Genomic DNA, 23,705 nt, shown 5'->3' with positions numbered 1-23,705 from the left:
AGTTTAACCGCGCGGTTCGGGCTTTGTAAGGCCCGCGCCCCTAGCGCCCGACCAGAAAGCCCTTGGGCGCGCGCGCCAGCAGGTCTTCGGCCAGCGCGGTTCCGATCCCGGCCGCCTGTGCCGCAGGGCCTCGGCGTTCGCCCGAGATCGACTCGCTGCCATCGGGGCGCAGGATTTCGCCGCGCAGCCAAAGCTGGTCGCCCTCCAGCACCGCCAGACCGGCAATCGGCGTTTCGCACGATCCGTCCAGCCGCAGCAGATAGGCCCGCTCGGCCGCCAGCCGGATGCCGGTGTCGCGGTCGTGGATCGCGTCCAGCATCGCCTTGACGCGCGGATCATCGGTCCGCCGCTCCACGCCGATGGCGCCCTGCGCCACCGCCGGCAGCATCTGTTCCGGCTCGATGGCCGACCGGGCGACATTGGCCATGCCCAGCCGCTTCAGCCCGGCCATGGCCAGGAACGTCGCATCCGCCACGCCGTCTTCCAGCTTCTTCATCCGGGTCTGCACATTGCCCCGGAACTCGACAAGCTGCAGATCGGGCCGCCGCAACGCCAGTTGCGACCGCCGCCGCAGGCTGGATGACCCCACCTTTGCACCCTGCGGCAAATCAGCCAGGCTGCCGTAGCGGGCGCTGACGAAAGCATCGCGCGTGTCTTCGCGTTTCAGATAGCAATCCAGCGTCAGGCCGTCGGGCTGGATCGTCGGCATGTCCTTCATCGAATGGACCGCGATGTCGATGCTGCCGTCCAGCAGCGCCTCTTCGATTTCGCGGGTGAACAGGCCCTTTCCCCCGATATCCTTAAGCGCCTTATCCAGAATCTGGTCGCCGGTGACCTTGATCACGCAGATCTCGAACGCCTCGATGGGCAGCGAGAACGCCTCCATCAGGCAGCGCCGCGTTTCATGCGCCTGCCAGAGGGCAAGCGGCGAACCACGGGTTCCGATCTTCAGGGGCTCTTGCGGGGTGGGCAGTTTCTCGATCATGGGGGCAAGCCTTACAACTGTCATCTTTGCCTGACAACTCTTGACAAGCCACGGTCGGAGTCGGAAGGCAAGGCGACAAAGGAGCCCTGCCATGACCGACAAGACCATCCTTCGTGCACTCCGCGGTGAGACCCTTCCCACGCCGCCGATCTGGATGATGCGGCAGGCCGGCCGCTACCTGCCGGAATACCGCGCCACGCGGGCACAGGCAGGCGACTTCCTTTCGCTGTGCTACACGCCGGACCTTGCGGCCGAGGTGACGCTGCAACCGATCCGCCGCTACGGGTTCGACGCCGCGATCCTGTTCGCCGACATCCTGCTGCTGCCGCAGGCGCTGGGGCCGAAACTGTGGTTCGAAACCGGCGAAGGCCCGCGGATGGAAACCACCACGACCATGGATCAGGTCAAGGCTCTGAAGCCGACCGACGCGATCCATGACACGCTGGCGCCTGTCTATGAAACCGTCCGCATCCTGGCGCGCGAACTGCCGCGCGAAACCACGCTGATCGGCTTTGCCGGGTCGCCCTGGACGGTGGCCACCTACATGATCGCCGGCCGCGGGTCCAAGGACCAGGGCGCCGCGCACCGCCTGAAAGACACTGATCGCGCCACGTTCCAGGCGATCATCGACCGCGTGACCGAGGCGACGATTGACTACCTTTCCGCCCAGGTTCAGGCCGGGGCCGAGGTCGTCAAGCTGTTCGATAGCTGGGCCGGGTCGCTGAAAGGGCAGGATTTCAAGGACTTCGCCGTGAAGCCCGCGAAAGAGATCATTTCGGCGCTGAAGGCCCGCCACCCCGGCCTGCCGATCATTGCCTTCCCGCGCGAGGCGGGCGAAGGCTATATCGGCTTTGCCAAGGCGACCGGCGCAGACTGCGTGGCGCTGGACAATTCCATCACCCCGGAATGGGCGGCCGAGAACGTGCAGGTCAGCGGCTGCGTGCAGGGCAACCTTGCGCCAGAGCATATGGTGACCGGCGGCGATGCGCTGGTGCGCGAAACGCTGCGGGTGGTCAACGCCTTCCGCAAGGGGCCGCATATCTTCAACCTGGGCCACGGCATCACGCCCGAGGCAGACCCGGAAAACGTCAAGCTGATGATTGATACGGTGCGGGGCGCTTGACGCCCCCGCCCCCGGCTGCGTAACGAGACGCGCACGGTTTCCGCTTCCGGAAACCCCTGAACGCCGGAGCGCCCCGACATGCTGCCTCTCTGGGTCTGGGCCTGTCTGGCCGGTGCCCTGGCCCAGACCGGCCGCAACGCCACGCAGGCCGGGCTGACGGCCCGGCTGGGCACGCTGGGCGCGACCAATGTCCGCTTCCTGTATGGCCTGCCCTTCGCCTGCGTCTTTCTGACGCTTGCCCTGTGGCAGACCGGCGAACCCCTGCCCGCCCTGACACCCCGCGCCATCGGTTTCACCGCGCTGGGGGCGCTGATGCAGATCGCGGGCACCGCCCTGATGTTGCAGGTGATGCGCAGTCAGGCCTTCGGGGTGACCACGGCCTGGCTGAAGGTTGAGCCGGTTCTGGTGGCCGTGGTGGGTTGGGCGGTGCTGGGCGACCCGCTGACCGCCCCGATGCTGGCCGCCATTGCGGTGGCGGTGCTGGGCGTGCTGATCCTGACGCTGAAACCCGGCCTTGGCCGCGCCATGTTCGCCGAGGCCAGACCCGCGGCGATGGGGCTGCTGTCAGGCTTTGCCTTCGGGCTGTCGGCCATCGGCTTTCGGGGCGGCATCATTTCCCTGCCCGAAGGCGGCTTTCTGGTGCGCGCGCTGACGATTCTGGTGCTGTCGCTGACGATCCAGAGCCTTGTGCTGGCGGCCTGGCTGTCCTTGCGCGACCGGGCCGCGCTGACCGGATCGTTCCGGGTCTGGAAGCCGTCGCTTGCCGCGGGCCTACTGGGGGCGGGCGCCTCGGCCTGCTGGTTCATCGCCTTCTCGCTGACCTCGGCCGCCAATGTGCGCACGCTGGCGCTGGTCGAGGTGGTGTTTGCGGTGGCGGTCTCGGTGCTGATATTCCGGCAAAAGACCACGGGGCGGCAACTGCTGGGAATGGCGGTGCTGCTGGCCGGCGTGGCGCTGCTGGCGCGGGTCAGCGGATAGGCATGGGCAAACCTATGCGGATGCGCTGTCACGGCGCGGCGAAAGCCAGCCTTGTGCCGCTGCTGCTGGCCGCCCTGCCCGCCGCCGCCGACAGCTGGCCCGAACGGAAATGCGCGATCTTTGCCGAAGCCTGGGCCAGCGCCGTGCCGGACACAGGACCGGCCGCCCCCAGCCCCGGCTTCCGCGCGCCTGTCGAGGCCTTCCTGGCGCGCGCCTGCGCCGACCCGCGCGACGCCTGCCCGACAACCCCCGCCGATCTGGCCCTGGCCGACACGCTGGCGCTGATCGTGGTGCAGGAAGGCATGTCCACCACCTTCCTGCCCTTCGCCTGCCATTAGTCTCATCTTCGGGTATTCCAGCTAACCCAAGTTCAACGAGCCTGCCCTTCATTGAAGCTTGACAGACAACGAATCACCTATTAAGTTACGATCACTATCTATGATGGAGGAACCATGACTTTTGCACAACGATTCCAAGCTGCCTGCGATGCCTCGGAATCCATTCCGTCGATGCATCACGGAAAAGGGCGGCTACAGTATATCGCTGGCGAGCTTCGCAAACGAAACCTGAGTGTGTCACTGCAAAGCGTAAGCCGATGGCATTCCGGGGCGGCGACACCTCGAGACAAGTATTTGATTGAACTATCAAAAATACTCAACGCAACCCCGGAGTGGTTGAGATTTGGCGCCAACACCACCTCAAGCCAGACACCGGTCCAAGTTGGCGGCTTACTTGAACATCGTTTTCGGCTGCGCCCTGATCTTGAGATCACGCTCTCGCTGCCCGCCAACCTTACTGAGAAGGAAGCGGAACGGCTCGCGCGGTTCATTCTGACCACCTCATTAGCTTAGCATATATGTCTGTATTTCCATATTAAATCAATATTTTACACTACACACCCAGTTAAGATCACAAGTTAGGCCACGCCGCAAATTAATAACTTTAAATAGGATTATTGAGCACAACACGCCACAAAGCTGAAACGCAAGACGCCCCGGCGTTTCCGCCGGGGCGTCAGACTGCCACGGGTTGCCCCGCGGAATGGGTCAGCCGCGTTCCTCGATGATCTTCACGAGGTGGCTGATCGAGTTCACCATGCCGCGCACGGAAGGGGTGTCTTCCAGTTCACGGGTGCGGTTCATCTTGTTCAGGCCCAGGCCTTTCAGCGTGGCGGTCTGGACGGCCGGACGGCGGGCGGCAGAGGCCACCTGCTTGACGACGATGGTTTTCTTCGCGGTCATCTCAGGCCTCCACCGTCTCGGTTTCCGGCTTGCGCAGGATCTCGGCAACCTTCTTGCCACGACGCGCCGCCACCGAACGGGGCGAGGTTTCGTGCTTCAGGCCGTCGAAGGTGGCACGGATCATGTTGTAGGGGTTGGTCGAGCCGATGCACTTGGCAACGACATCCTGAATCCCCACCATTTCGAAGACGGCGCGCATCGGGCCGCCGGCGATGATGCCGGTGCCGGGAACGGCCGAACGCATCACGACCTTGCCGGCGCCATGGCGCCCTTCCATGTCGTGGTGCAGGGTGCGGCCGTCGCGCAGGGCGACGCGAACCATGCTGCGCTTGGCCTGCTCGGTGGCCTTGCGGATGGCCTCCGGCACTTCCTTGGCCTTGCCCTTGCCGAAGCCGACGCGACCACGCTGGTCACCCACGACAACGAGAGCCGCAAAGCCGAAGCGCTTGCCACCCTTGACGGTTTTCGAGACGCGGTTGATCGCGACCAGACGGTCGGCGAATTCCGGGGTTTCTTCCGGGCGGTTGTCGCGGCGGTCGTTGCCACGGCCTTCCCGGCGGTTTTCACGTTCTGCCATAAGGCATTCCTTGCATTGGGTGGCGCAGTCAGGCGCCGTTTGAGCCAATCCTGGTGCCCCCGATCTGGTCGGGGGCCCGGATCATCGGGGCGGCGCGCCGGTGGCCCGGACGCCGCCCACCGGGATCAGAACTTCAGGCCGCCTTCGCGGGCAGCCTCGGCCAAAGCCTTGATCTTGCCGTGGAACAGGAAGCCGCCGCGGTCGAAGTAGCACTCGTCGACGCCCGCCTTCTTGGCCCGTTCGGCAATGGTCGCGCCGATCTTGGTCGCCGCTTCGATGTTGTTCTTGCCGACAACGCCAAGATCCTTCTCGAGCGTCGAGGCCGCCGCAACCGTCACGCCCTTCACATCGTCGATCAACTGGACCGAGATGTTCTTGGACGAGCGATGAACCGACAGGCGCAGACGGCCATGGGCCATCGCCTTCAGCTTGTTCCGCACGCGCAGGCGGCGCTTGAGGAACAGATCTCTTTTCGTGTTCGCCATTTTTGCGCCCCTTACTTCTTCTTGCCTTCCTTGCGGAAGATGTACTCATCCTTGTAGCGGATGCCCTTGCCCTTGTAGGGCTCGGGCTGACGCCATTCGCGGATGTTCGCGGCCACCTGGCCGACCAGTTGCTGGTCGATGCCTTCCACGATGATTTCGGTGGGCTTCGGGGTCGCGATCGTCACGCCCTTCGGCACATCGAAGTTCACTTCGTGGCTGTAGCCCAGCGACAGCTTGAGCACATTGCCGGCCACCGCGGCGCGGTAACCCACGCCCTGGATTTCCATTTCCTTCTTGAAGCCGGTTGAGACACCGACCACGAGGTTGTCAACCATCGAGCGGGTCATGCCCCACTGCTGGCGCGCGCGCTTGGACAGCCCGCGCGGGGTGACCTTGATCGCATCACCTTCGATGGTGATGGTCACATCGTCGCCCGCGGTGAAGCTGCGGGTGCCTTTCGGCCCCTTCACTTCGATGGTCTGACCGCTGACCGAGGCGGAAACGCCTTTGACCAGCGTGACGGGTTTTCTGCCGATACGGGACATTCCACCCTCCTCAGAATACGGTGCAAAGCACTTCGCCGCCAACATTGGCCGCGCGTGCATTTGCATCCGACAGAACGCCCTTGGGCGTGGAGACGATCGCGACACCCAGCCCGTTACGGACCGAGGGAAGTTCGCTCACACCCATGTACACGCGACGGCCCGGCTTGGAGACCCGCTTCAGTTCGCGGATGACCGGCTCGCCTTCATAGTACTTCAGGCTGATGGTGAATTCGCCCTGGCCGTTCGAGGTGTCGGCCTTTTCGTAGCCACGGATGTAGCCTTCCGAGGCCAGCACGTCCAGGACACGGGCGCGCAGCGCGGAAGCGGGCGAAATCACGGTGGATTTGCCGCGCATCTGCGCGTTGCGGATGCGGGTCAGCATATCGCCGAGAGGATCGTTCATCGACATTCTCTGTCCTCCCTTACCAGCTCGACTTGACCATGCCCGGGATCTGGCCGAACGAGGCCAGTTCACGCAGCATGATACGGCTGAGCTTGAGCTTGCGATAATACGCATGCGGACGGCCCGTCAGCTGGCAACGGTTGTGAATCCGCGTCGCCGACGAGTTACGGGGCATTTGAGCCAGTTTCTGGGTCGCCTTGAAGCGATCCTCGATCGGCTTGGTCTGGTCGTAGATCACCGCCTTGAGCGCGGCCCGCTTGGCAGCATGCTGCTTCACAAGCTTGGCCCGCTTCACTTCGCGGTTCACCATGGATTTCTTTGCCATATCTCGGGTTCCTCGCGATCAGGCCGTGAACGGCATGTTGAAGTGCTTCAGCAGCGACTTCGCTTCCGCGTCGGTCTTCGCCGTGGTGCAGATGATGATGTCCATACCCAGAACCTCATCGACCTTGTCGAAGTTGATTTCCGGGAAGACGATTTGTTCCTTCAGGCCCATGGCATAGTTGCCACGCCCGTCGAAGGAAGTGCCCTTGACGCCGCGGAAGTCGCGGACGCGGGGCAGCGCCACGTTGATCAGTCGGTCGAGGAATTCGTACATGCGGTCGCCGCGCAGCGTGACCTTGCAGCCCAGCGGCATCTCTTCGCGCACCCGGAAGGTGGCGATCGACTTGCGGGCCTTGGTGATCACGGCCTTCTGGCCGGCGATCTGCGCCAGTTCTTCGGCGGCCTGCTTCACCTTCTTGGTGTCCTTGACCGCTTCGCCGACGCCCATGTTCAGGACGATCTTGTCCAGACGCGGGATCTGCATGTCGTTCTTGTAGCCGAACTCTTCCTTGAGAGCGGCGCGCACCTTGGCCTTGTATTCGGCCTTGAGGCGCGGGGTATAGGTGGCCTGGTCAAGCATCAGATCGCCTCCCCGGTGGTCTTGGCATAGCGAACCTTCTTGTCGCCTTCGACGCGGAAGCCGACGCGGGTCGCCTTGCCGTTCTTGTCGACCAGAGACAGGTTCGACAGGTCGATCGGCATCGCCTTGGGCAGGCGGCCACCTTGCGACGCGGCGGATTGCTTGGTGTGGCGAATCGCGACGTTCACGCCATCGACCACGGCCTTGTTGTCCTTGGGCATGACAGCGGCGATTTCGCCGGTCTTGCCCTTGTCCTTGCCGGTGAGCACGACAACCGTGTCACCCTTGCGGAGCTTGGCAGCCATCACAGCACCTCCGGCGCAAGCGAGATGATCTTCATGAAGTTCTTGGCACGCAGCTCGCGAACGACCGGCCCGAAGATACGGGTACCGACCGGCTCACCCTGGTTGTTCAGGATGACGGCGGCGTTGCGGTCGAAACGGATCGCGGTGCCGTCTTCACGGCGAACTTCCTTGGCGGTGCGAACGACAACGGCCTTGCGGACATCACCCTTCTTCACGCGGCCCTTAGGAATGGCTTCCTTCACCGACACCACGATGATGTCGCCGACCGAAGCATAACGGCGGTGCGAACCGCCAAGAACCTTGATGCACTGCACCCGGCGTGCGCCGGAGTTGTCAGCTACATCCAGATTCGTCTGCATCTGGATCATTGGTCTACTCCCGACCTTCGGGGACCGTCACCGGCCCCGGGGTTTCGTTCAGATCGTGGGGATCAAGCCGAAGCTTCGGTCACCACGGTCCAGCGTTTCGTTTTCGAGATCGGCGCACATTCCTCGATGCGGACGGTGTCACCAACCTTGAACTTGTTCTCCGCGTCATGGGCGCGGTACTTCTTCGACTTGCGGACGGTCTTCTGCAGCAGCGGGTGCTTGAAGCGGCGCTCCACAAGAACGGTGATCGTCTGCTCGTTCTTGTCCGAGGTGACGACACCTTGCAGGATACGTTTCGGCATTGCGGTTCCCCTTACTTCGCGGCTTCGGCGGCTTTTTGGCCGAGAACGGTCTTGATGCGGGCAACGTCGCGACGGACGGCACGCATACGGGCGGTGTTCTCAAGCTGGTTGGTCGCAGCCTGGAAGCGCAGATTGAACGCTTCCTTCTTGAGCTGGACCAGGCTGTCGCGCAGCTGGTCGGGGGTCTTGGTCTTCAATTCCTTGGCGTCCATCGCCAATCTTCCTTTCACAATCGCCAGACGGCCCCTTGTTTCGAAGGGTGACCGGACACCTGGCGGATCAATGACAAATCGACGATTCCGAGTCGCCCCGGAATCGCGGATGGGTTCCTCTACAGGGGCGGGCGGACGAGAGCAAGGGATTTCCCCCGCAACCAGAGGAATTCCCCGAAGCTGGGGGCGGGCCGCCGTTCGGCGCCCTCCCCGCCGGCCGCGCCCCCGGGTGACGCGACGCCACCAAGGGGGAAATGCAGCAAAACCTACCCATTGTGCCGGCTATGACATACCCTTACCAAGGATGGCTTGGCTATCCAGGCTGGGCCCGTGCGGGCCAATTGGAACAACGAGTGAAGGAAGAGCTTATGTCGATCTTGAAGAAGGGCCTCAAGGGCGCGCCGGTCAAGCGGTTGCAGGAAAAGCTGGGCGTCCCCGCCGATGGCGATTTCGGACCCGGTACCGAAAAGGCGCTGAAAGAGTTTCAGAAGGCGCATGGTCTGAAGGTTGACGGCATCGCCGGTCCGGCCACGTTCACCGCCATCGGCCTGCCCGAACTGGTGCTGCTGCGCCGTGGCCTGAAGGGCGACTCGGTCAAGAAGCTGCAGGCGGCCCTTGGCATTGAGGCCGACGGCAGCTTCGGCCCCGGCACCGAAGCCGCGGTGAAGGCCTATCAGGAAAAGAACGGCCTGACCGCTGACGGCATGGCCGGGCCGGAAACCCTTGCCAAGCTGGGCGCCATCGAAGGCATCACCGCCGCTGCGGTGGCCGCTGCCGAAGTGAAGCCCGACGAAGAGGCGTTCGAAAGCGAACCGCTGCCGGAACTCAAGGACAATCAGGTTGTCGCCGCCGCTTCGGCGGAAGCTGCCGCCTCGGCCGAAGCCCTGGTTGCCGCGCTGGCCGCGAAGAAGGACGCGCCGCCGGTGAAGAAGTCGGTCTGGCAGAAGATCAAGGGCTGGGCCTGAGCCCGGTTTCGCGGCCCGGAGGGGGCATCCCTTTCGGGCCGCACGCCGCCCCTCAGGCGGCCAGGGTGCCTTGCGTCAACAGAGGACGGCCGTTCTTCTGGTGACGCTCCACCAGATGCCGCGCCCGGCGACCGGGCACACAGGGCCGCGCGGGATCCGCCATCCCGTCTTCCAGCAGTTCGGAAAACAGCGCCATCAGCTCCATCCGGGCCTCAACCCCCATCGCGTTGATGGATCGCGGGGTGGCCAGCAGGGATTCCGTTGCCAGACCGTTCGAGAACACGATCTGATGCCCGTCCAGGATGAAGTGGTAATAGGCCACGCCCTGCGGGGCCTCGGCCACCTCGATGCCGGGCTGGCCCAGCAGATGCTTGGCCGCCACCAGAACCTCGGGTTCACCGAACATCCTTTCGGCGATCTGAGACCGCACAAGCACCCGATGCTGCGGAGACACCAGCAGATCCTCTGCCGGCATACCCGGCCCGAAGGCATGGGCGCGGATGCGGATCGGACACAGGTAAGCGGCCGCCTGAAGCTGGCGGGCCGACAGCACCCGGCAGCCGATCCAGCGAATGGCCTGAAACCCGTTGTCGCGGGTCATCACCAGGTCACCGGCTTTCAGCGTTTCAACCGCCTTCTCGCCCTCTGATGTCAGGATGCGCGCCCCTGCGGCGAAACAGGGGGCCTCGGGGATGGGGGTGACGAATTCTGGAATGAACCCGGCCGCAGCGTTCAGGCCATCGGTGGTGCGGTCGGTGTTGAATTCCCCCGATGTCGTATCAACGCCGGCGATGGTGATCGTGTCGATGCCCCAGTCCTGCAGCGCATCATGCCAGAGATCGACATCCTGATAGTAGGGGCGAAGGAACAGGTCGCCGTTGTCCATCTGGACCAGAACCGCCCGCAGATGCAGCGTATCCTTCACCAGAACATTCGGCTCGACGGTGGTGTCGATCCGGGCCACCGCGATATCGACTGAAACCACCACATGGCTGGTGTAAAGCTGGGTATGCGACGTGGTGCCGCCCAGCCCGTCCTCAATGGTATAGCTGAGAGGATCGACCCCGCGCGAGAAGTTCACCCCGCCCGCCCCCGTGGCATTGCCGGTGACCTGCACCCCCGACATTTCCTCCACCCCGAATTCCCAGCCCACCACGGCCTGCGCCTCGGTCAGCGTGGTGTCTGCCTGGGTCGGGACAGGCGAGTTCCAATCTGGATTGATCTGGGTGGCTTGATTGCCGACATAAATCCACGTCGGAGAGTACACGGGCATGATACAGAATTCCTTACACGGCAGTCATACTGAAAACAGAACACCGGCGATGCAGCCTCATCGCGTCATCTTTGATTTATATAGCAGATTTTGCCGGAAACGTCAAATCGCCCCCGCCCCGACGCCAAGAAGGGCCGGCCCGTCACGCCCACCCGTAGTTGAAGCTGACGCTGATCCGATCATCTTCCGACATGTTCATCGGCACTTCATGGCGCAGCCAGCTTTCCCACAGCAGCACGTCGCCAACCTGCGGCTTTACATAGACAAAGCGTTGCAGGGCTTCTGGCGCGTCCTTGCGGGTGACCGGCGCCATCATCATCATCGGCAGGCGCGGGTCTTCCAGCTTCAGCGCGCTGGTGCCTTCGGGCATGGCAACATAGGTGGTGCCCGAAATCACCGAATGGGGGTGAATGTGGCTGGCATGGGTGCCGCCTTCGGGCAGGATGTTGATCCACAGCGCGTTGCACTTCAGCTTCTTGCCCTGAAGATCAAACCCAAGGTCGTCGCAGAAGGCGGCCACATGCTTGTCCAGCGCCTTTTCCAGATCGCCGAAGATCGGAAAGCGCCAGGGCAGATCATCCAGTGACGCATAAGAGGTATAGCCGGGATAGCCCTGCTCCTCGCACCAGGCCTGCCCGGCGGCGTCATCGTCGGCAATGGCATCGCAACTGTCGCGCAACTCCTCATAATCCACCTTCTTGCGGGCCAGGTCATTTAGCCGGGCACGATAGAGGCGGGTGACGAAAAGCGAGGTGATGTCGGGCATGGCAGCAATCCTGAACAGAAAAGCCCCCGCCGTTTCCGGCAGGGGCCTGTTTCACGGGCGGGGTGTCACCCCGGCCTCTTACCAGTCTTCGCGGGCGACGATGCGCGAGGTGACCGGAAGCTTCATCGCGCCAAGGCGCAGGGCTTCACGGGCGATTTCCTCGTTCACGCCGTCGATCTCGAACATGATGCGGCCGGGCTGAACCTTGCAGGCCCAGTAATCGACCGAACCCTTGCCCGAACCCATCCGCACTTCGACCGGCTTGGCCGAGACCGGAACATCCGGGAAAATGCGGATCCAGACCCGGCCCTGACGCTTCATGTGGCGGGTGATCGCGCGGCGGGCCGCTTCGATCTGCCGCGCGGTGACGCGCTCGGGCTCGGTCGCCTTGAGGGCGAAGGAGCCGAAGTTCAGCAGGAACCCACCCTTGGCTTCGCCATGGATGCGGCCCTTGTGCATCTTGCGGTACTTGGTGCGCTTCGGTTGCAGCATTCTCTTCTACTCCTTACGCGCGCTCGCGGTCGCGGTCGCCGCGTTCACGACGCGGACCGCGCGGCGCGGGGCCATCGGCCGCTTCCGCCAGACGGCGGTCGTGGGCCTGCGGATCGTGCTCAAGGATTTCGCCCTTGAAGATCCAAACCTTGACGCCAATGATCCCGTAGGGAGTCACGGCCTCGCTCAGCGCATAGTCGATGTCGGCGCGCAGGGTGTGCAGCGGCACACGGCCTTCGCGATACCACTCGGTCCGGGCGATTTCGGCGCCGCCAAGGCGGCCGGCGACGTTGACCCGGATGCCAAGCGCACCCATCCGCATCGCGTTCTGCACGCCGCGCTTCATGGCGCGACGGAAGGACACGCGGCGTTCCATCTGCTGGGCGATCGATTCGGCCACCAGTTGGGCATCGACTTCCGGCTTGCGGACTTCGACGATGTTGAGGTGCAGTTCCGACTTGGTGAAGGCGGCCAGCTTCTTGCGCAGGGTTTCGATATCGGCGCCTTTTTTGCCGATGATCACGCCCGGACGCGCGGTGTGGATCGTGACGCGGCACTTCTTGTGCGGACGCTCGATGATCACCTTGCTGACGCCGGCCTGCTTCACTTCCTTGTGGATGAACTCGCGCATCCGCAGATCTTCCAGCAGGAGGTTGCCGTAATCCTTCGATTCAGCAAACCAGCGGCTGTCCCAGGTGCGGTTCACCTGGAGGCGCATCCCGATGGGGTTGACCTTCTGACCCATTATGCCGACTCCCCGACCTGACGCACCTTGATGGTGATCTCGCTGAACGGTTTCATGATCTTGCCGAAGCGGCCACGGGCCCGCGGACGGCCCCGCTTCATCACCAGGTTCTTGCCGACCCAGGCTTCCGCAACGACAAGGCTGTCCACGTCCAGGCCGTGGTTGTTTTCGGCGTTGGCGATGGCCGACTGCAGGCACTTCTTCACGTCGCCCGCGATGCGGCGCTTCGAGAAGGTCAGGTCGGCAAGGGCCTTGTCCACCTTCTTGCCGCGGATCAGGCCCGCGACAACGTTCAGCTTCTGGGGCGAGGTGCGCAACATGCGCGCGATCGCCATCGCTTCGTTATCCGCCACGCGGCGGGGGTTCTTTTCCGCACCCATGGCTTACTTCCTCTTCGCTTTCTTGTCGGCGGCATGACCGTAATAGGTCCGGGTCGGCGAATATTCACCGAACTTCTGGCCGATCATCTCTTCCGTCACGGCGACGGGGATATGCTTCTTGCCGTTGTAGACGCCGAAAGTCAGGCCCACGAATTGCGGCAGGATGGTGGAACGGCGCGACCAGATCTTGATCACTTCGTTCTTGCCCGAGGCCTTCGCGGTTTCTGCCTTCTTCAGCAGGTAACCGTCGACGAACGGGCCTTTCCAGATGGAACGGGACATGGATCAGCGCCCTTTCTTCTTGGCGTGGCGCGAGCGGACGATGTACTTGTCCGTCTGCTTGTTCGTGCGGGTGCGGTTGCCCTTGGTGCCCTTGCCCCACGGAGTAACCGGGTGACGGCCGCCCGAGGTACGGCCTTCGCCGCCGCCATGCGGGTGGTCGATCGGGTTCATGGCAACACCGCGCACCGTCGGGCGGATGCCCTTGTAGCGCATACGGCCCGCTTTACCGAAGTTCTGGTTCGAGTTGTCGGGGTTCGACACGGCACCGATGGTGGCCATGCATTCCTGACGGACCATCCGCAGTTCGCCCGAGGACAGGCGGATCTGCGCATAGGCGCCGTCACGGCCGACGAACTGCGCATAGGTGCCGGCGGCACGGGCCAGTTGGCCACCCTTGCCGGGCTTGAGTTCGACGTTGTGGACGATCGTACCGATCGGCATACCCGAGAAGGGCATCGCGTTGCCCGGCTTCACGTCGACCTTGGCGCCGGCGACGACGCTGTCACCCACCGCCAGGCGCTGCGGCGCCAGGATATAGGCCAGTTCGCCATCCGAGTACTTGACCAGGGCGATGAAGGCCGTCCGGTTGGGGTCGTATTCGATACGTTCCACCACAGCGGGCAGATCCCACTTGCGGCGCTTGAAGTCCACGATGCGGTAAAGGCGCTTGGCCCCGCCGCCCTGGTGGCGCATCGTGATCCGTCCGGTGTTGTTCCGGCCGCCTTGCGAAATAAGACCCTCGGTGAGGGCTTTCACAGGCCGACCTTTCCACAGCTCCGAACGGTCGATCAGAACCAGCCCGCGCTGGCCAGGCGTCGTCGGCTTATACGACTTGAGTGCCATGATTACTGTCTTCCGTTTGCTTCAGGACCATCCCCCTGCCGTTGCGGGCAAGGCGGAAGGTCCGGGGTGAAGGGCTCCGAAGATCCCCGGTTCGTGGGTTCGCGCCGATGAACAGGCCACCGGAACGAACAAACCAAGAGCCCCGGACGAATCCGGGGCCTCTGGTGTGGCGGTGCAGTAGCAGAAGGGGGGTGGGGGTAGCAAGAGGGGAAGGTGGGATTCTTGTTGCGTTGAGCAGCTTCTCACTAGCGGTGCGGCTTGGACGGTGCCTACTCGCCTTCTGGCGCAATCCCGTTAGTAATAATCGAGAGCAGGTGTTGCAGTCGCAATATGGATTGGGAGTCAGGACGATGAAGATCAGATGCGAGTGCGGGACGATCATCGTCGATCAAACCGACTACCTTTCCAACAAAGCACACATCATTGGCGACAAAGACCTTTTCGACTACCTCGACACGATTGACGGAGCCATCGAGAGCCAAGAACAAGATCGGAGTGGTCTTTGCCACAAAGTCCGCCGAGCTGACCCGAGCCGCCTCGCATATGAATGCAACCACTGTGGTCGACTTTATCTATATGATTCAAATAACGAATTAGTCGCGTATCTACCAGAGAACGGAAAGGCTAACCGAATATTTGACCGAGACCGCTCGCAATCAAAGTGCTGAAACATCAGATCGCGCTAAAGAAAAGCCCCCGCCTTCCGGCAGGGGCTCTCTCATCTCACTCAGGCCCAAGCCTCAAAGCCCGGTCGACACGTCGATCGTGTGGCCTTCTTCCAGCGACACATAGGCCTTCTTCTTGTCGCTCCGTTCGCCGTTGCGGCCACGGAACTTCTTGGCCTTGCCCTTGGTGATGGTGGTGTTCACCGCCTTCACCTTCACGCCAAAGACAGCCTCGACGGCTTCCTTGATCTGCGGCTTGGTCGCATCCATCGCAACCTGGAAGACAACCGCGCCCGCCTCAGAGGCCATGGTGGCCTTTTCGGTGATGATCGGCTTCTTGATCAGGTCGTAGTGTTCGGGTTTCGCGCTCATTTCAGACGAGCCTCCAGGGCTTCGACACCCGCCTTCGTGATCACCAGGGTGTCACGCTTGAGGATGTCATAGACGTTGGCGCCGATGGTCGGCAGCACGTCGATGCCTTCGATGTTGCGGGCGGCCAGCGCGAAATTCGCGTCAACCGTCGCACCGTCGATCACCAGCACGCGCTTCCAGCCACGTTCGGACACGGTCTTGGCCAGCATGGCGGTCTTGGCTTCCGCCAGGGCCAGGCTGTCCACGATCACCAGTTCGCCCGCCTTCAGCTTTGCCGAGAGAGCATGGCGCAGGCCAAGGGCACGCACCTTCTTCGGCAGGTCATGGGCGTGGCTGCGGGGCTGCGGGCCCTTGTACACGCCGCCGTGGCGGAAGATCGGTGCCTTCTTGGACCCGTGGCGTGCGCCGCCGGTGCCCTTCTGGCGGTAGATCTTCTTGGTCGAATAGCTGACGTCCGACTTGCCCAGCGTCGAGTGGGTGCCGGCCTGGGCCTTGGCCCGCTGCCAGCGCACCACGCGGTGCAGGATGTCGGCGCGCGGCTCAAGGCCGAACAGCGCTTCGTCCAGATCAATGGAACCGGCCTTGCCGCCGTCCAGCTTGATCACATCGAGTTTCATGCTTCACCCCCTTCGGCGGCCACTTCGGCAGCCGGAGCAGCAGCGGCAGCGCGGACGGCCGCCGGACGCGGAGCGTCCTTGTGGGCCGGCTTCTTTGCCGCATCCTTGACGGTGACCCAGCCACCGGCAGCACCGGGGACCGCGCCCTTGATCATGATCAGACCGCGGGCGGCGTCCGTGCGGACGACCTGCAGGTTCTGCGTGGTCACACGGGCAGCGCCCATGTGGCCGGCCATCTTCTTGCCCTTGAACACCTTGCCGGGGTCCTGGCACTGGCCGGTCGAACCGTGCGAACGGTGCGAGACCGACACACCGTGGCTGGCCCGCAAACCGCCGAAGTTGTGCCGTTTCATCGCACCGGCAAAACCTTTACCGATCGAGGTGCCGGCCACGTCGACGAACTGGCCTGCCAGATAGTGGTCAGCGGTGATTTCCGCGCCCACGTCGATCAGGTTGTCCGGGGAAACCCGGAACTCGGCCAGCTTGCGCTTGGGGGCCACGTTCGCCTTGGCGAAATGGCCGCGCTGCGCGGCAGTGGTGCGGGAGACCTTGGCCGTGCCGGCACCCAGTTGGACGGCGGTATAGCCATCCTTGTCGGCGGTGCGCTGTGCAACCACCTGCAGGGTATCAAGCTGCAGGACCGTGACCGGAACCTGCTTGCCGTCTTCCAGGAACAGCCGGGTCATGCCCAGCTTCTTTGCGATAACGCCAGAGCGCATTTCCATGCCCCCTTACACTTTGATTTCAACGTCGACGCCGGCAGCCAGGTCGAGCTTCATCAGCGCGTCCACGGTCTGCGGGGTCGGGTCAACGATGTCGAGAAGCCGCTTGTGCGTGCGGATTTCCCACTGGTCGCGCGACTTCTTGTCGATGTGCGGACCGCGGAGAACGGTGAACTTCTCGATCTTGTTCGGCAGCGGGATGGGCCCGCGAACCTGTGCACCCGTGCGTTTCGCCGTGTTCACGATTTCCTGCGTGCTGGCATCCAGGACGCGGTAATCGAAGGCTTTCAGCCGGATGCGGATGGTCTGACCTTGCATCTTGTTGGTTTCCTTCGGAAAGGCCGGGGGCGTGACAATCACGCCCCCGCCAGTCTGGTTAAGCGATGATCTTCGAAACGACGCCGGCGCCGACGGTGCGGCCGCCTTCGCGGATGGCGAAGCGCAGTTTTTCTTCCATGGCGATCGGCGCGATCAGTTCGACTTCGAACTTCAGGTTGTCGCCCGGCATCACCATTTCCGTGCCTTCCGGCAGCTTCACCGTGCCCGTCACGTCGGTCGTGCGGAAGTAGAACTGCGGACGGTAGTTCGCGAAGAACGGCGTGTGGCGGCCGCCTTCTTCCTTGGTCAGGATGTAGGCTTCGGCTTCGAACTTCGTGTGCGGGTTCACCGACTTCGGCTTGCACAGCACCTGGCCGCGTTCCACGCCGTCACGGTCGATGCCGCGCAGCAGAACGCCCACGTTGTCGCCCGCTTCACCACGATCCAGCAGCTTGCGGAACATTTCCACGCCCGTGCAGGTGCTCTTCTTGGTGTCGCGGATGCCCACGATTTCAACTTCGTCGCCGACGTTGATCACGCCGCGCTCGATCCGGCCGGTCACAACCGTGCCGCGGCCCGAGATCGAGAACACGTCTTCGATCGGCATCAGAAACGGCTGGTCGATCGCACGCGCCGGGGTCGGGATGTAGCTGTCAACCGCCGCCATCAGCGCGCGGATCGAATCCTCGCCGATGTCCTTGCGCTCGCCGATCATCGCCTGGTGGGCCGAGCCCTTGACGATCGGAATGTCATCGCCCGGGTATTCGTAGGACGAGAACAGTTCGCGGATTTCCATCTCGACCAGTTCCAGCAGTTCCGGGTCGTCGACCAGGTCCACCTTGTTCATGTAGCAGACCATGTACGGAATGCCGACCTGACGGCCCAGCAGGATGTGCTCGCGCGTTTGCGGCATCGGGCCGTCCGACGCGGCGCAGACCAGGATCGCGCCGTCCATCTGCGCGGCACCCGTGATCATGTTCTTCACATAGTCGGCGTGGCCGGGGCAGTCGACGTGCGCATAGTGACGGTTCTCGGTCTCGTACTCGACGTGCGCCGTCGAGATCGTGATCCCCCGAGCCCGCTCTTCCGGCGCGCCGTCGATCTGGTCATAGGCCCGGAATTCACCGAAATACTTCGTGATCGCAGCCGTCAGCGTCGTCTTGCCATGGTCAACGTGACCAATGGTCCCGATGTTCACATGCGGTTTGTTACGTTCAAACTTTGCCTTTGCCATCGTGGCATCTCCTTGTGTCGGTGCGGTGCGCGCCGGCGCACCCTACGGTTGGTAGGGTGGGCGTTTCCGCCCACCGCTCAAATCACGCGTACTTCTTCTGAATCTCTTGCGAGATGTTCTCGGGCACGGCGTCGTAGTGGTCGAACTCCATCGAGAACACAGCCCGGCCCGAGGTCATCGAACGGAGTTGGTTGATGTAGCCGAACATGTTGGCCAGGGGAACCATGGCGGAGATGACATTCGCGTTGCCGCGGCTGTCCTGCCCGCTGATCATGCCCCGACGCGAGGTCAGGTCGCCGATGACGCCACCGGTGTATTCTTCCGGGGTCACCACTTCGACTTTCATGATCGGCTCAAGCAGCTTCGCGCCGGCCTTCTTCAGGCCTTCCCGCATGGCCGCCCGCGAGGCGATTTCGAAGGCCAGAACCGAGGAGTCGACGTCGTGGAACGCGCCGTCGATCAGTTGGACCTTGAAGTCGATCACCGGGAAGCCTGCCAGCGGACCGGAGTCCATGACCGACTTGATGCCCTTTTCGACGCCGGGGATGTATTCCTTCGGCACCGCGCCGCCAACGATCTTCGACTCGAACGAATAGCCTTCGCCCGGTTCGGTCGGCGAGATGATCAGCTTCACGCGGGCGAACTGGCCGGTACCGCCGGTCTGCTTCTTGTGCGTGTAGTCGATTTCATGCTCGCGCGAGATCGTTTCGCGATAGGCCACCTGCGGGGCGCCGATGTTCGCCTCGACCTTGAACTCGCGACGCATACGGTCGACGAGGATGTCGAGGTGAAGTTCGCCCATGCCCTTCATGATGGTCTGGCCGCTTTCGAGGTCAGTTTCCACGCGGAAGGACGGGTCTTCGGCAGCCAGACGGGCCAGTGCGATGCCCATCTTTTCCTGGTCGGCCTTGGTCTTGGGTTCGACCGCGATCTCGATCACCGGGACCGGGAAGGTCATGGTTTCCAGAACAACGGGCGCCGCCGGATCACAGAGCGTGTCCCCGGTGGTGGTTTCCTTCAGACCGCCAAGCGCGATGATGTCACCGGCGAAGGCTTCGGAAATTTCTTCCCGTTCAATCGCGTGCATCATCATCATGCGGCCAACGCGCTCACGGCGCTGCTTGGTCGCGTTCAGCATCGCATCGCCTTTGGCCAGCTTGCCCGAATAGATCCGGGTGAAGGTCAGCGAACCGACGAAGGGGTCGTTCATGATCTTGAACGCCAGCGCCGAGAAGGGCTGCGCATCATCGGCCGAACGGGCGATGTTACGGGTTTCCGTCTCGTCGCCCGGCGCGAAGCCCATGTAGGGCGGCACGTCAAGCGGGCTGGGCAGATAGTCCACCACGGCGTTCAGCAGCGGCTGCACGCCCTTGTTCTTGAACGACGAGCCGGCCATCACGGGGATGAAGTCGATCGCCAGCGTGCCCTTGCGGATCAGCGCGCGCAGCGTGTCGGCATCCGGTTCGTTGCCTTCGAGATAGGCTTCCATCGCGGCGTCATCCTGACCCACGGCGGTTTCGATCAGGTTCAGGCGCCATTCGTCGGCGCTGGCCTTCAGTTCCGCCCGGATCGGCTTGCGGGTCCAGGACGCGCCCAGGTCTTCGCCCTCGTAGACCCATTCTTCCATGGTCACGAGGTCGATGATGCCTTCCAGCTTGTCCTCGGCCCCGATCGGAAGAACGATCGGCATGGCGTTGGCGCCGGTGCGGTCCTTGATCATGCGGACGCATTTGAAGAAGTCGGCGCCGGTCTTGTCCATCTTGTTGACGAACACGATGCGCGGAACCTTGTAGCGGTCAGCCTGACGCCACACGGTTTCGGTCTGCGGCTCAACGCCGGCGTTGCCGTCCAGAAGGACGACCGCACCGTCAAGCACGGCCAGCGAACGTTCGACTTCGATGGTGAAGTCAACGTGGCCGGGGGTGTCGATGATGTTGAAACGGAACTTCTTCGACTTGTCGGACGTATCGGTGTTCGGGTCGACCTGACGAGTCCAGAAGGTGGTCGTGGCAGCCGAGGTGATCGTGATGCCGCGTTCCTGCTCCTGTTCCATCCAGTCCATCGTGGCGGCGCCGTCATGGACTTCGCCAAGCTTGTGGGACTTGCCGGTGTAGAACAGGATGCGTTCCGACGTGGTGGTCTTGCCCGCGTCGATGTGGGCAATGATCCCGAAGTTGCGGTAGCGGTCGAGCGGATAGTCGCGTGCCATGATGACCCCTTACCAGCGGTAGTGGCTGAACGCTTTGTTCGCGTCGGCCATCTTGTGGGTGTCTTCCCGCTTCTTCACCGCGGTGCCGCGGTTGTTGCAGGCATCGGCCAGTTCGGCGGCAAGCCGCTCTTCCATGGTGTTCTCGTTGCGCTTGCGGGCAGCAGCGATCAGCCAGCGGATGGCCAGCGCTTCACGGCGTTCGGTGCGCACTTCGACGGGGACCTGGTAGGTCGCACCGCCAACCCGGCGCGAACGGACTTCGACCGAGGGCTTCACGTTGTCCAGGGCTTCATGGAACAGCACGACGGGCTCGCGCTTGAGGCGGCCCTGCGCACGCTCCAACGCGCCGTAGACGATGCTTTCGGCGACGGACTTCTTGCCGTCGAGCATCAGGTTGTTCATGAATTTCGTGATCACCTTGTCGCCATACTTGGCGTCGGGCAGGATCTCGCGTTTTTCGGCTGCGTGACGACGGGACATCTCTTATCTCCTCACTTCGGACGCTTCGCGCCGTATTTCGAACGACGCTGACGACGGTCTTTCACGCCTTGGGTATCAAGCACGCCGCGGAGGATGTGGTAACGCACACCCGGAAGGTCCTTCACCCGGCCGCCACGGATCAGAACCACAGAGTGTTCCTGAAGGTTGTGCTTTTCGCCGGGGATGTAGGAGATGACCTCGAAGCCGTTGGTCAGACGCACCTTGGCGACTTTCCGCATGGCCGAGTTCGGCTTCTTCGGGGTGGTGGTATAGACGCGGGTGCAAACCCCACGCTTTTGCGGGCACGATTCCAGGTGCTGGGACTTGGACTTGCGCGCGTTCGCTTCCCGGGGCTTCCGGATCAGCTGCTGAATCGTCGGCATTCACGTTCCTCGTTTCGATACTCGCCCCGTTGCCTTCGGGGCGCCGCTTCTCGACCGTGCCTCGCGCTCATCGCAAAACACGAAACCCGCACCCATCCCCTGTTTGGGGATGACGCGGGGAAATTCCAGAGGATCGGGGTGCTGACACCCGGATCGTGACCACATCAAGCGCTCTGACCCCGGCAGAGGGAATACACCCGTGCCAAGGTGAGCGGGCTATAGGGGGAATCGGTCCGGGTGTCAACAGACGGTCCCGGTGCGGGGGCCGGTCTGGCCCGCCCTATCCGTGGCGCAGACGGCGTTCGCGCAGCAGGGTGAACAGCCCGCTGGCCACAACCAGCGCTGATCCGATCAGCGTCCAGGTATCGGGCAGGTTGCCGAAGGCCAGCCAGCCCATCAGGATGGCCCAGAGCAGCGCCATATAGCGGAACGGGGCGACGGCCCCGATGTCGCCCACCCGCATGGTGGCGACAACCGACAGATAGCCCGCGATCAGCGCTACCCCGGCAAACAGGATCAGCATCGCCTCTTTCGGGGTGACGGTCTGCCAGCCCTCGACCGTGGCGCCGGTCAGCCCGACCAGCATCACCGCCGCCGAGGCCGCGACCGCCACGGTCACCGAGGGAACGGCCCGGCTCATCTTGCGGGTGGACAGGTCGCGCAGCACCACGAAGGCAACCGAGACGATGCCCAGCACCGACCAGCGGTCAAAGCCTTCGGTGCCGGGGCGGATGATGATCAGCACGCCGACAAACCCCACCCCGATGGCCAGCGCCCGGCGCCAGCCGATCGCCTCGCCCAGGAACACCGCGGCGGCCAGTGTCACCGCCAGCGGCAGCGCCTGCATGATCGCGGACAGATTGGCGATCTGCATATGCACCAGGGCGGCAAGGAAGGTGAGGGTCGAGGCCACCTCGGCAAAGGTGCGGATGGCGACATAGCCCAGATCGCGCTTCGGCAGCCGCAGGGTCAGCGCGCCCAGTCGCAACCCGATCAGCGCAATGGCCAGCGTTGACAGAATCCCGCGCAGGCCGATGGCCTGATACAGCGGCAGCGTCTGCATGGCCGCCTTCATCGCGGTATCGTTCAGCGTGAACGCCGCCATGGCGATGTTCATCAGCACCACGCCGCGCGCGTTGTCGGTAAGCTGCATACCTGCCCCCTGCCCCAGCCTCGTGGCTATCAGGCCACCGGGGAAACCGGAAGGGTCAGCCGCGCGCCGCGATATGGCCAGCCAGGGTCCGGGCATCGTGCCACGCGCCCCAGATGAAGGGCGACGCGCGGCGCGACAGCCAGGCAAGGCCCAGGAAATACAGGCCCGGAACCTGCGTCACCCCCTTCTGATGCGCCGGACGGCCGGCGGCATCAAAGGCGCCGGGCACCTGCAGCCAGCCGAAATCCAGCGCAAAGCCCGTGGCCCAGATGATGGCGCTGATCCCGGCCTCCGCCAGATCCAGCGACAGGATCGGGTCCGTCGCGCAGGCCGGCATCGGCCCCAGCACCCGTGCCTGCGGTTCGGGCGGCAGGTCGATGCCGTTGGCCGCCAGATAGGCATCGGCCTCGTCCAGAACCGACAGGTAGTTCGCATCGCCCCGCGCGATGTTCTGCGCCAGATCCGGGGCAAAGCCCAGCACGCCGTTCACGCAGCTCTGCGTCCGGCCCGTCAGCACCATGCCCCGGGCGGCCAAATCGCGGAAATCGACGGTGCGCCCGCCATGCGCCCCGCTGACGGCAATCGTCACATGCTCCATCCCCGGCGCAACGGTTGGCGCATCCCACTTGCCCAGCACACCCAGCCACCACACGAAATCGCGCCCGCGATAGCGGATCGGCGGCCGGTCATGCGGGCCGACCGAGAGATAGACCTTGCGCCCCGCCCGCAGCAGTTCATCGGCGATCTGCACGCCCGACGACCCGGCGCCCACCACCAGCACCGCGCCCTCGGGCAACTGGGCGGGGTTGCGGTAGCCGGTCGAATGGATCTGCATCAAACCCGTCTCGGCCGGCACCAGCGGCGGGAGGATCGGCTTCTGGAACGGGCCGGTGGCGGCCACCACGTTCTGCGCCAGGATCACGCCCCCGGTGGTTTCGGCGCGGAACTGACCGTCCGCCTGCCGCGTCAGACCCGTCACCTCAACTCCGCAGCGGATGGGGGCGGCGATCTTCTTCGCGTAATCCTCGAAATAGGTGACGATCCGGTCTTTCGGCGCAAAGGCGAAAGGGTCGACACCCTCGAAGCTCATGTTCGGAAAGCGGTCATGCCAGGCGGGGCCATTGGCGACCAGGCTGTCCCAGCGGTGGCTGCGCCAGCGTTCGGCGATGCGGTCACGCTCCAGCACCAGATGCGGGATGCCCTGCGCGCCCAGATGTTCGCTCATCGCGATGCCGGCCTGACCGCCGCCGACAATCAGCGTGTGCGTGGTTTCAATGGACATGGCCGGCAATCCCTTCGCGCTTTCCCCGTCATTCCCTGAATGATGTATGGGAGAGTTTGGATAGGGAGAAACACAATTTCTCTTGCCGTTGGTTAG

At 63.5% G+C, this 23,705-nt stretch carries 34 protein-coding genes; 5 read left to right on the top strand and 29 right to left on the bottom strand.

The annotated features are described in order from the left end of the window. Positions 1 to 40: 40 nt before the first annotated feature. The gene (gene hemC / locus B6K69_RS13075) at positions 41 to 985 is read right to left on the bottom strand and encodes a hydroxymethylbilane synthase (RefSeq protein WP_108644082.1); all 945 of its coding nucleotides are present in this window, start codon (positions 983 to 985) and stop codon (positions 41 to 43) included. 91 nt (positions 986 to 1,076) lie between these two features. Here hemC and hemE point away from each other — a divergent pair, with 91 nt between their 5' ends. The 4 genes from hemE (at position 1,077) to B6K69_RS18010 (ending at position 3,937) form a co-directional block, all read left to right on the top strand. Next, entirely contained in the window at positions 1,077 to 2,108 is a 1,032-nt protein-coding gene (hemE, locus tag B6K69_RS13070; RefSeq protein ID WP_108644081.1) for a uroporphyrinogen decarboxylase, read from the top strand. Positions 2,109 to 2,186: 78 nt separating this feature from the next. Continuing rightward, a complete protein-coding gene (locus tag B6K69_RS13065) occupies positions 2,187 to 3,086 on the top strand; it encodes a DMT family transporter (protein ID WP_108644080.1) in 900 nt (299 codons plus the stop codon). A 2-nt stretch (positions 3,087 to 3,088) separates the two neighbouring features. Further along, the gene (locus tag B6K69_RS13060; RefSeq protein WP_123876566.1) at positions 3,089 to 3,424 is read left to right on the top strand and encodes a hypothetical protein; all 336 of its coding nucleotides are present in this window, start codon (positions 3,089 to 3,091) and stop codon (positions 3,422 to 3,424) included. 114 nt (positions 3,425 to 3,538) lie between these two features. Continuing rightward, entirely contained in the window at positions 3,539 to 3,937 is a 399-nt protein-coding gene (locus tag B6K69_RS18010) for a hypothetical protein (RefSeq protein WP_123876565.1), read from the top strand. Positions 3,938 to 4,132: 195 nt separating this feature from the next. Here the strand turns inward: B6K69_RS18010 and rpmD are convergent, their stop codons facing one another. From rpmD to rpmC, 11 genes are all read right to left on the bottom strand, one after another. Further along, positions 4,133 to 4,327 carry a 50S ribosomal protein L30 gene (rpmD, locus tag B6K69_RS13055; protein WP_107673601.1) on the bottom strand — a complete coding sequence of 65 codons (195 nt, stop codon included), beginning with the start codon at positions 4,325 to 4,327 and terminating at the stop codon, positions 4,133 to 4,135. Between the two features lies 1 nt (position 4,328). Beyond that, positions 4,329 to 4,904, bottom strand: coding sequence for a 30S ribosomal protein S5 (gene rpsE / locus B6K69_RS13050; protein WP_107673602.1), 576 nt, complete (start codon positions 4,902 to 4,904; stop codon positions 4,329 to 4,331). Between the two features lie 125 nt (positions 4,905 to 5,029). Beyond that, positions 5,030 to 5,389 (bottom strand): 50S ribosomal protein L18, encoded by a 360-nt coding sequence (gene rplR / locus B6K69_RS13045; protein ID WP_108644078.1) that lies wholly within the window; start codon positions 5,387 to 5,389, stop codon positions 5,030 to 5,032. Positions 5,390 to 5,400: 11 nt separating this feature from the next. Continuing rightward, on the bottom strand, positions 5,401 to 5,934 hold the full coding sequence (gene rplF, locus B6K69_RS13040) for a 50S ribosomal protein L6 (protein ID WP_108644077.1): 534 nt from the start codon (positions 5,932 to 5,934) through the stop codon (positions 5,401 to 5,403). Positions 5,935 to 5,944: 10 nt separating this feature from the next. Beyond that, positions 5,945 to 6,343 (bottom strand): 30S ribosomal protein S8, encoded by a 399-nt coding sequence (rpsH, locus tag B6K69_RS13035; RefSeq protein ID WP_107673605.1) that lies wholly within the window; start codon positions 6,341 to 6,343, stop codon positions 5,945 to 5,947. 13 nt (positions 6,344 to 6,356) lie between these two features. After that, the gene (gene rpsN, locus B6K69_RS13030; RefSeq protein WP_107673606.1) at positions 6,357 to 6,662 is read right to left on the bottom strand and encodes a 30S ribosomal protein S14; all 306 of its coding nucleotides are present in this window, start codon (positions 6,660 to 6,662) and stop codon (positions 6,357 to 6,359) included. An 18-nt stretch (positions 6,663 to 6,680) separates the two neighbouring features. Next, the gene (gene rplE, locus B6K69_RS13025; protein WP_108644076.1) at positions 6,681 to 7,241 is read right to left on the bottom strand and encodes a 50S ribosomal protein L5; all 561 of its coding nucleotides are present in this window, start codon (positions 7,239 to 7,241) and stop codon (positions 6,681 to 6,683) included. Next, entirely contained in the window at positions 7,241 to 7,546 is a 306-nt protein-coding gene (gene rplX, locus B6K69_RS13020; protein ID WP_107673608.1) for a 50S ribosomal protein L24, read from the bottom strand. The genes rplE and rplX overlap by 1 nt, the downstream gene beginning before the upstream one ends. Next, positions 7,546 to 7,914 carry a 50S ribosomal protein L14 gene (gene rplN / locus B6K69_RS13015; RefSeq protein ID WP_013066055.1) on the bottom strand — a complete coding sequence of 123 codons (369 nt, stop codon included), beginning with the start codon at positions 7,912 to 7,914 and terminating at the stop codon, positions 7,546 to 7,548. The genes rplX and rplN overlap by 1 nt, the downstream gene beginning before the upstream one ends. A 62-nt stretch (positions 7,915 to 7,976) precedes the next feature. After that, entirely contained in the window at positions 7,977 to 8,216 is a 240-nt protein-coding gene (rpsQ, locus tag B6K69_RS13010; RefSeq protein ID WP_108644075.1) for a 30S ribosomal protein S17, read from the bottom strand. A gap of 11 nt (positions 8,217 to 8,227) precedes the next feature. Continuing rightward, complete coding sequence (gene rpmC / locus B6K69_RS13005; RefSeq protein WP_107673610.1) at positions 8,228 to 8,428, bottom strand: 50S ribosomal protein L29; 201 nt, start codon at positions 8,426 to 8,428, stop codon at positions 8,228 to 8,230. Between the two features lie 368 nt (positions 8,429 to 8,796). Here rpmC and B6K69_RS13000 point away from each other — a divergent pair, with 368 nt between their 5' ends. Continuing rightward, entirely contained in the window at positions 8,797 to 9,393 is a 597-nt protein-coding gene (locus B6K69_RS13000; protein WP_108644927.1) for a peptidoglycan-binding domain-containing protein, read from the top strand. Between the two features lie 52 nt (positions 9,394 to 9,445). Here B6K69_RS13000 and B6K69_RS12995 read toward each other — a convergent pair whose 3' ends face one another. The 17 genes from B6K69_RS12995 to B6K69_RS12915 all read right to left on the bottom strand — a co-directional run bounded on the left by B6K69_RS12995 (position 9,446) and on the right by B6K69_RS12915 (position 23,609). Next, on the bottom strand, positions 9,446 to 10,666 hold the full coding sequence (locus B6K69_RS12995; RefSeq protein WP_228156733.1) for a Hint domain-containing protein: 1,221 nt from the start codon (positions 10,664 to 10,666) through the stop codon (positions 9,446 to 9,448). Positions 10,667 to 10,808: 142 nt separating this feature from the next. Next, positions 10,809 to 11,432 carry a TIGR02466 family protein gene (locus B6K69_RS12990; RefSeq protein ID WP_107673611.1) on the bottom strand — a complete coding sequence of 208 codons (624 nt, stop codon included), beginning with the start codon at positions 11,430 to 11,432 and terminating at the stop codon, positions 10,809 to 10,811. 78 nt (positions 11,433 to 11,510) lie between these two features. Further along, entirely contained in the window at positions 11,511 to 11,924 is a 414-nt protein-coding gene (gene rplP, locus B6K69_RS12985; RefSeq protein WP_107673612.1) for a 50S ribosomal protein L16, read from the bottom strand. Positions 11,925 to 11,937: 13 nt separating this feature from the next. Continuing rightward, positions 11,938 to 12,669, bottom strand: coding sequence for a 30S ribosomal protein S3 (gene rpsC / locus B6K69_RS12980; RefSeq protein ID WP_107673613.1), 732 nt, complete (start codon positions 12,667 to 12,669; stop codon positions 11,938 to 11,940). Beyond that, positions 12,669 to 13,049 (bottom strand): 50S ribosomal protein L22, encoded by a 381-nt coding sequence (gene rplV / locus B6K69_RS12975; protein WP_107673614.1) that lies wholly within the window; start codon positions 13,047 to 13,049, stop codon positions 12,669 to 12,671. Before rplV ends, rpsC begins: the two co-directional genes overlap by 1 nt. Before the next feature lie 3 nt (positions 13,050 to 13,052). Then, positions 13,053 to 13,331, bottom strand: a complete 279-nt coding sequence (rpsS, locus tag B6K69_RS12970; protein ID WP_107673615.1) for a 30S ribosomal protein S19 — start codon at positions 13,329 to 13,331, stop codon at positions 13,053 to 13,055. 3 nt (positions 13,332 to 13,334) lie between these two features. Beyond that, positions 13,335 to 14,174, bottom strand: coding sequence for a 50S ribosomal protein L2 (gene rplB / locus B6K69_RS12965; protein ID WP_108644074.1), 840 nt, complete (start codon positions 14,172 to 14,174; stop codon positions 13,335 to 13,337). A 740-nt stretch (positions 14,175 to 14,914) separates the two neighbouring features. Beyond that, a complete protein-coding gene (locus B6K69_RS12960; protein ID WP_107673618.1) occupies positions 14,915 to 15,211 on the bottom strand; it encodes a 50S ribosomal protein L23 in 297 nt (98 codons plus the stop codon). Beyond that, a complete protein-coding gene (rplD, locus tag B6K69_RS12955; RefSeq protein ID WP_107673619.1) occupies positions 15,208 to 15,828 on the bottom strand; it encodes a 50S ribosomal protein L4 in 621 nt (206 codons plus the stop codon). The genes B6K69_RS12960 and rplD overlap by 4 nt, the downstream gene beginning before the upstream one ends. Then, positions 15,825 to 16,547, bottom strand: coding sequence for a 50S ribosomal protein L3 (rplC, locus tag B6K69_RS12950; RefSeq protein ID WP_107673637.1), 723 nt, complete (start codon positions 16,545 to 16,547; stop codon positions 15,825 to 15,827). The genes rplD and rplC overlap by 4 nt, the downstream gene beginning before the upstream one ends. A gap of 12 nt (positions 16,548 to 16,559) precedes the next feature. After that, on the bottom strand, positions 16,560 to 16,868 hold the full coding sequence (gene rpsJ, locus B6K69_RS12945; protein WP_023666234.1) for a 30S ribosomal protein S10: 309 nt from the start codon (positions 16,866 to 16,868) through the stop codon (positions 16,560 to 16,562). Positions 16,869 to 16,926: 58 nt separating this feature from the next. Beyond that, positions 16,927 to 18,102 (bottom strand): elongation factor Tu, encoded by a 1,176-nt coding sequence (tuf, locus tag B6K69_RS12940; RefSeq protein WP_108644067.1) that lies wholly within the window; start codon positions 18,100 to 18,102, stop codon positions 16,927 to 16,929. Between the two features lie 82 nt (positions 18,103 to 18,184). Then, entirely contained in the window at positions 18,185 to 20,311 is a 2,127-nt protein-coding gene (gene fusA, locus B6K69_RS12935; RefSeq protein ID WP_107674695.1) for an elongation factor G, read from the bottom strand. A 9-nt stretch (positions 20,312 to 20,320) separates the two neighbouring features. Continuing rightward, positions 20,321 to 20,791: a 30S ribosomal protein S7 gene (gene rpsG / locus B6K69_RS12930; RefSeq protein ID WP_107674697.1), complete on the bottom strand. Its 471-nt coding sequence runs from the start codon at positions 20,789 to 20,791 to the stop codon at positions 20,321 to 20,323. Between the two features lie 11 nt (positions 20,792 to 20,802). Beyond that, a complete protein-coding gene (rpsL, locus tag B6K69_RS12925) occupies positions 20,803 to 21,174 on the bottom strand; it encodes a 30S ribosomal protein S12 (RefSeq protein ID WP_107674699.1) in 372 nt (123 codons plus the stop codon). Positions 21,175 to 21,454: 280 nt separating this feature from the next. Continuing rightward, entirely contained in the window at positions 21,455 to 22,327 is an 873-nt protein-coding gene (locus B6K69_RS12920; RefSeq protein ID WP_108644073.1) for a DMT family transporter, read from the bottom strand. A gap of 55 nt (positions 22,328 to 22,382) precedes the next feature. After that, positions 22,383 to 23,609, bottom strand: coding sequence for a flavin-containing monooxygenase (locus tag B6K69_RS12915; RefSeq protein ID WP_108644072.1), 1,227 nt, complete (start codon positions 23,607 to 23,609; stop codon positions 22,383 to 22,385). Positions 23,610 to 23,705 lie beyond the last annotated feature (96 nt).

The organism is Pseudogemmobacter blasticus (assembly GCF_003071405.1).
GTDB classification, from domain to species: Bacteria; Pseudomonadota; Alphaproteobacteria; order Rhodobacterales; family Rhodobacteraceae; genus Pseudogemmobacter; species Pseudogemmobacter blasticus.
The sequence above is the reverse complement of the archived record's forward strand: the minus strand, read 5'-3'. Positions and strand labels throughout refer to the sequence as shown.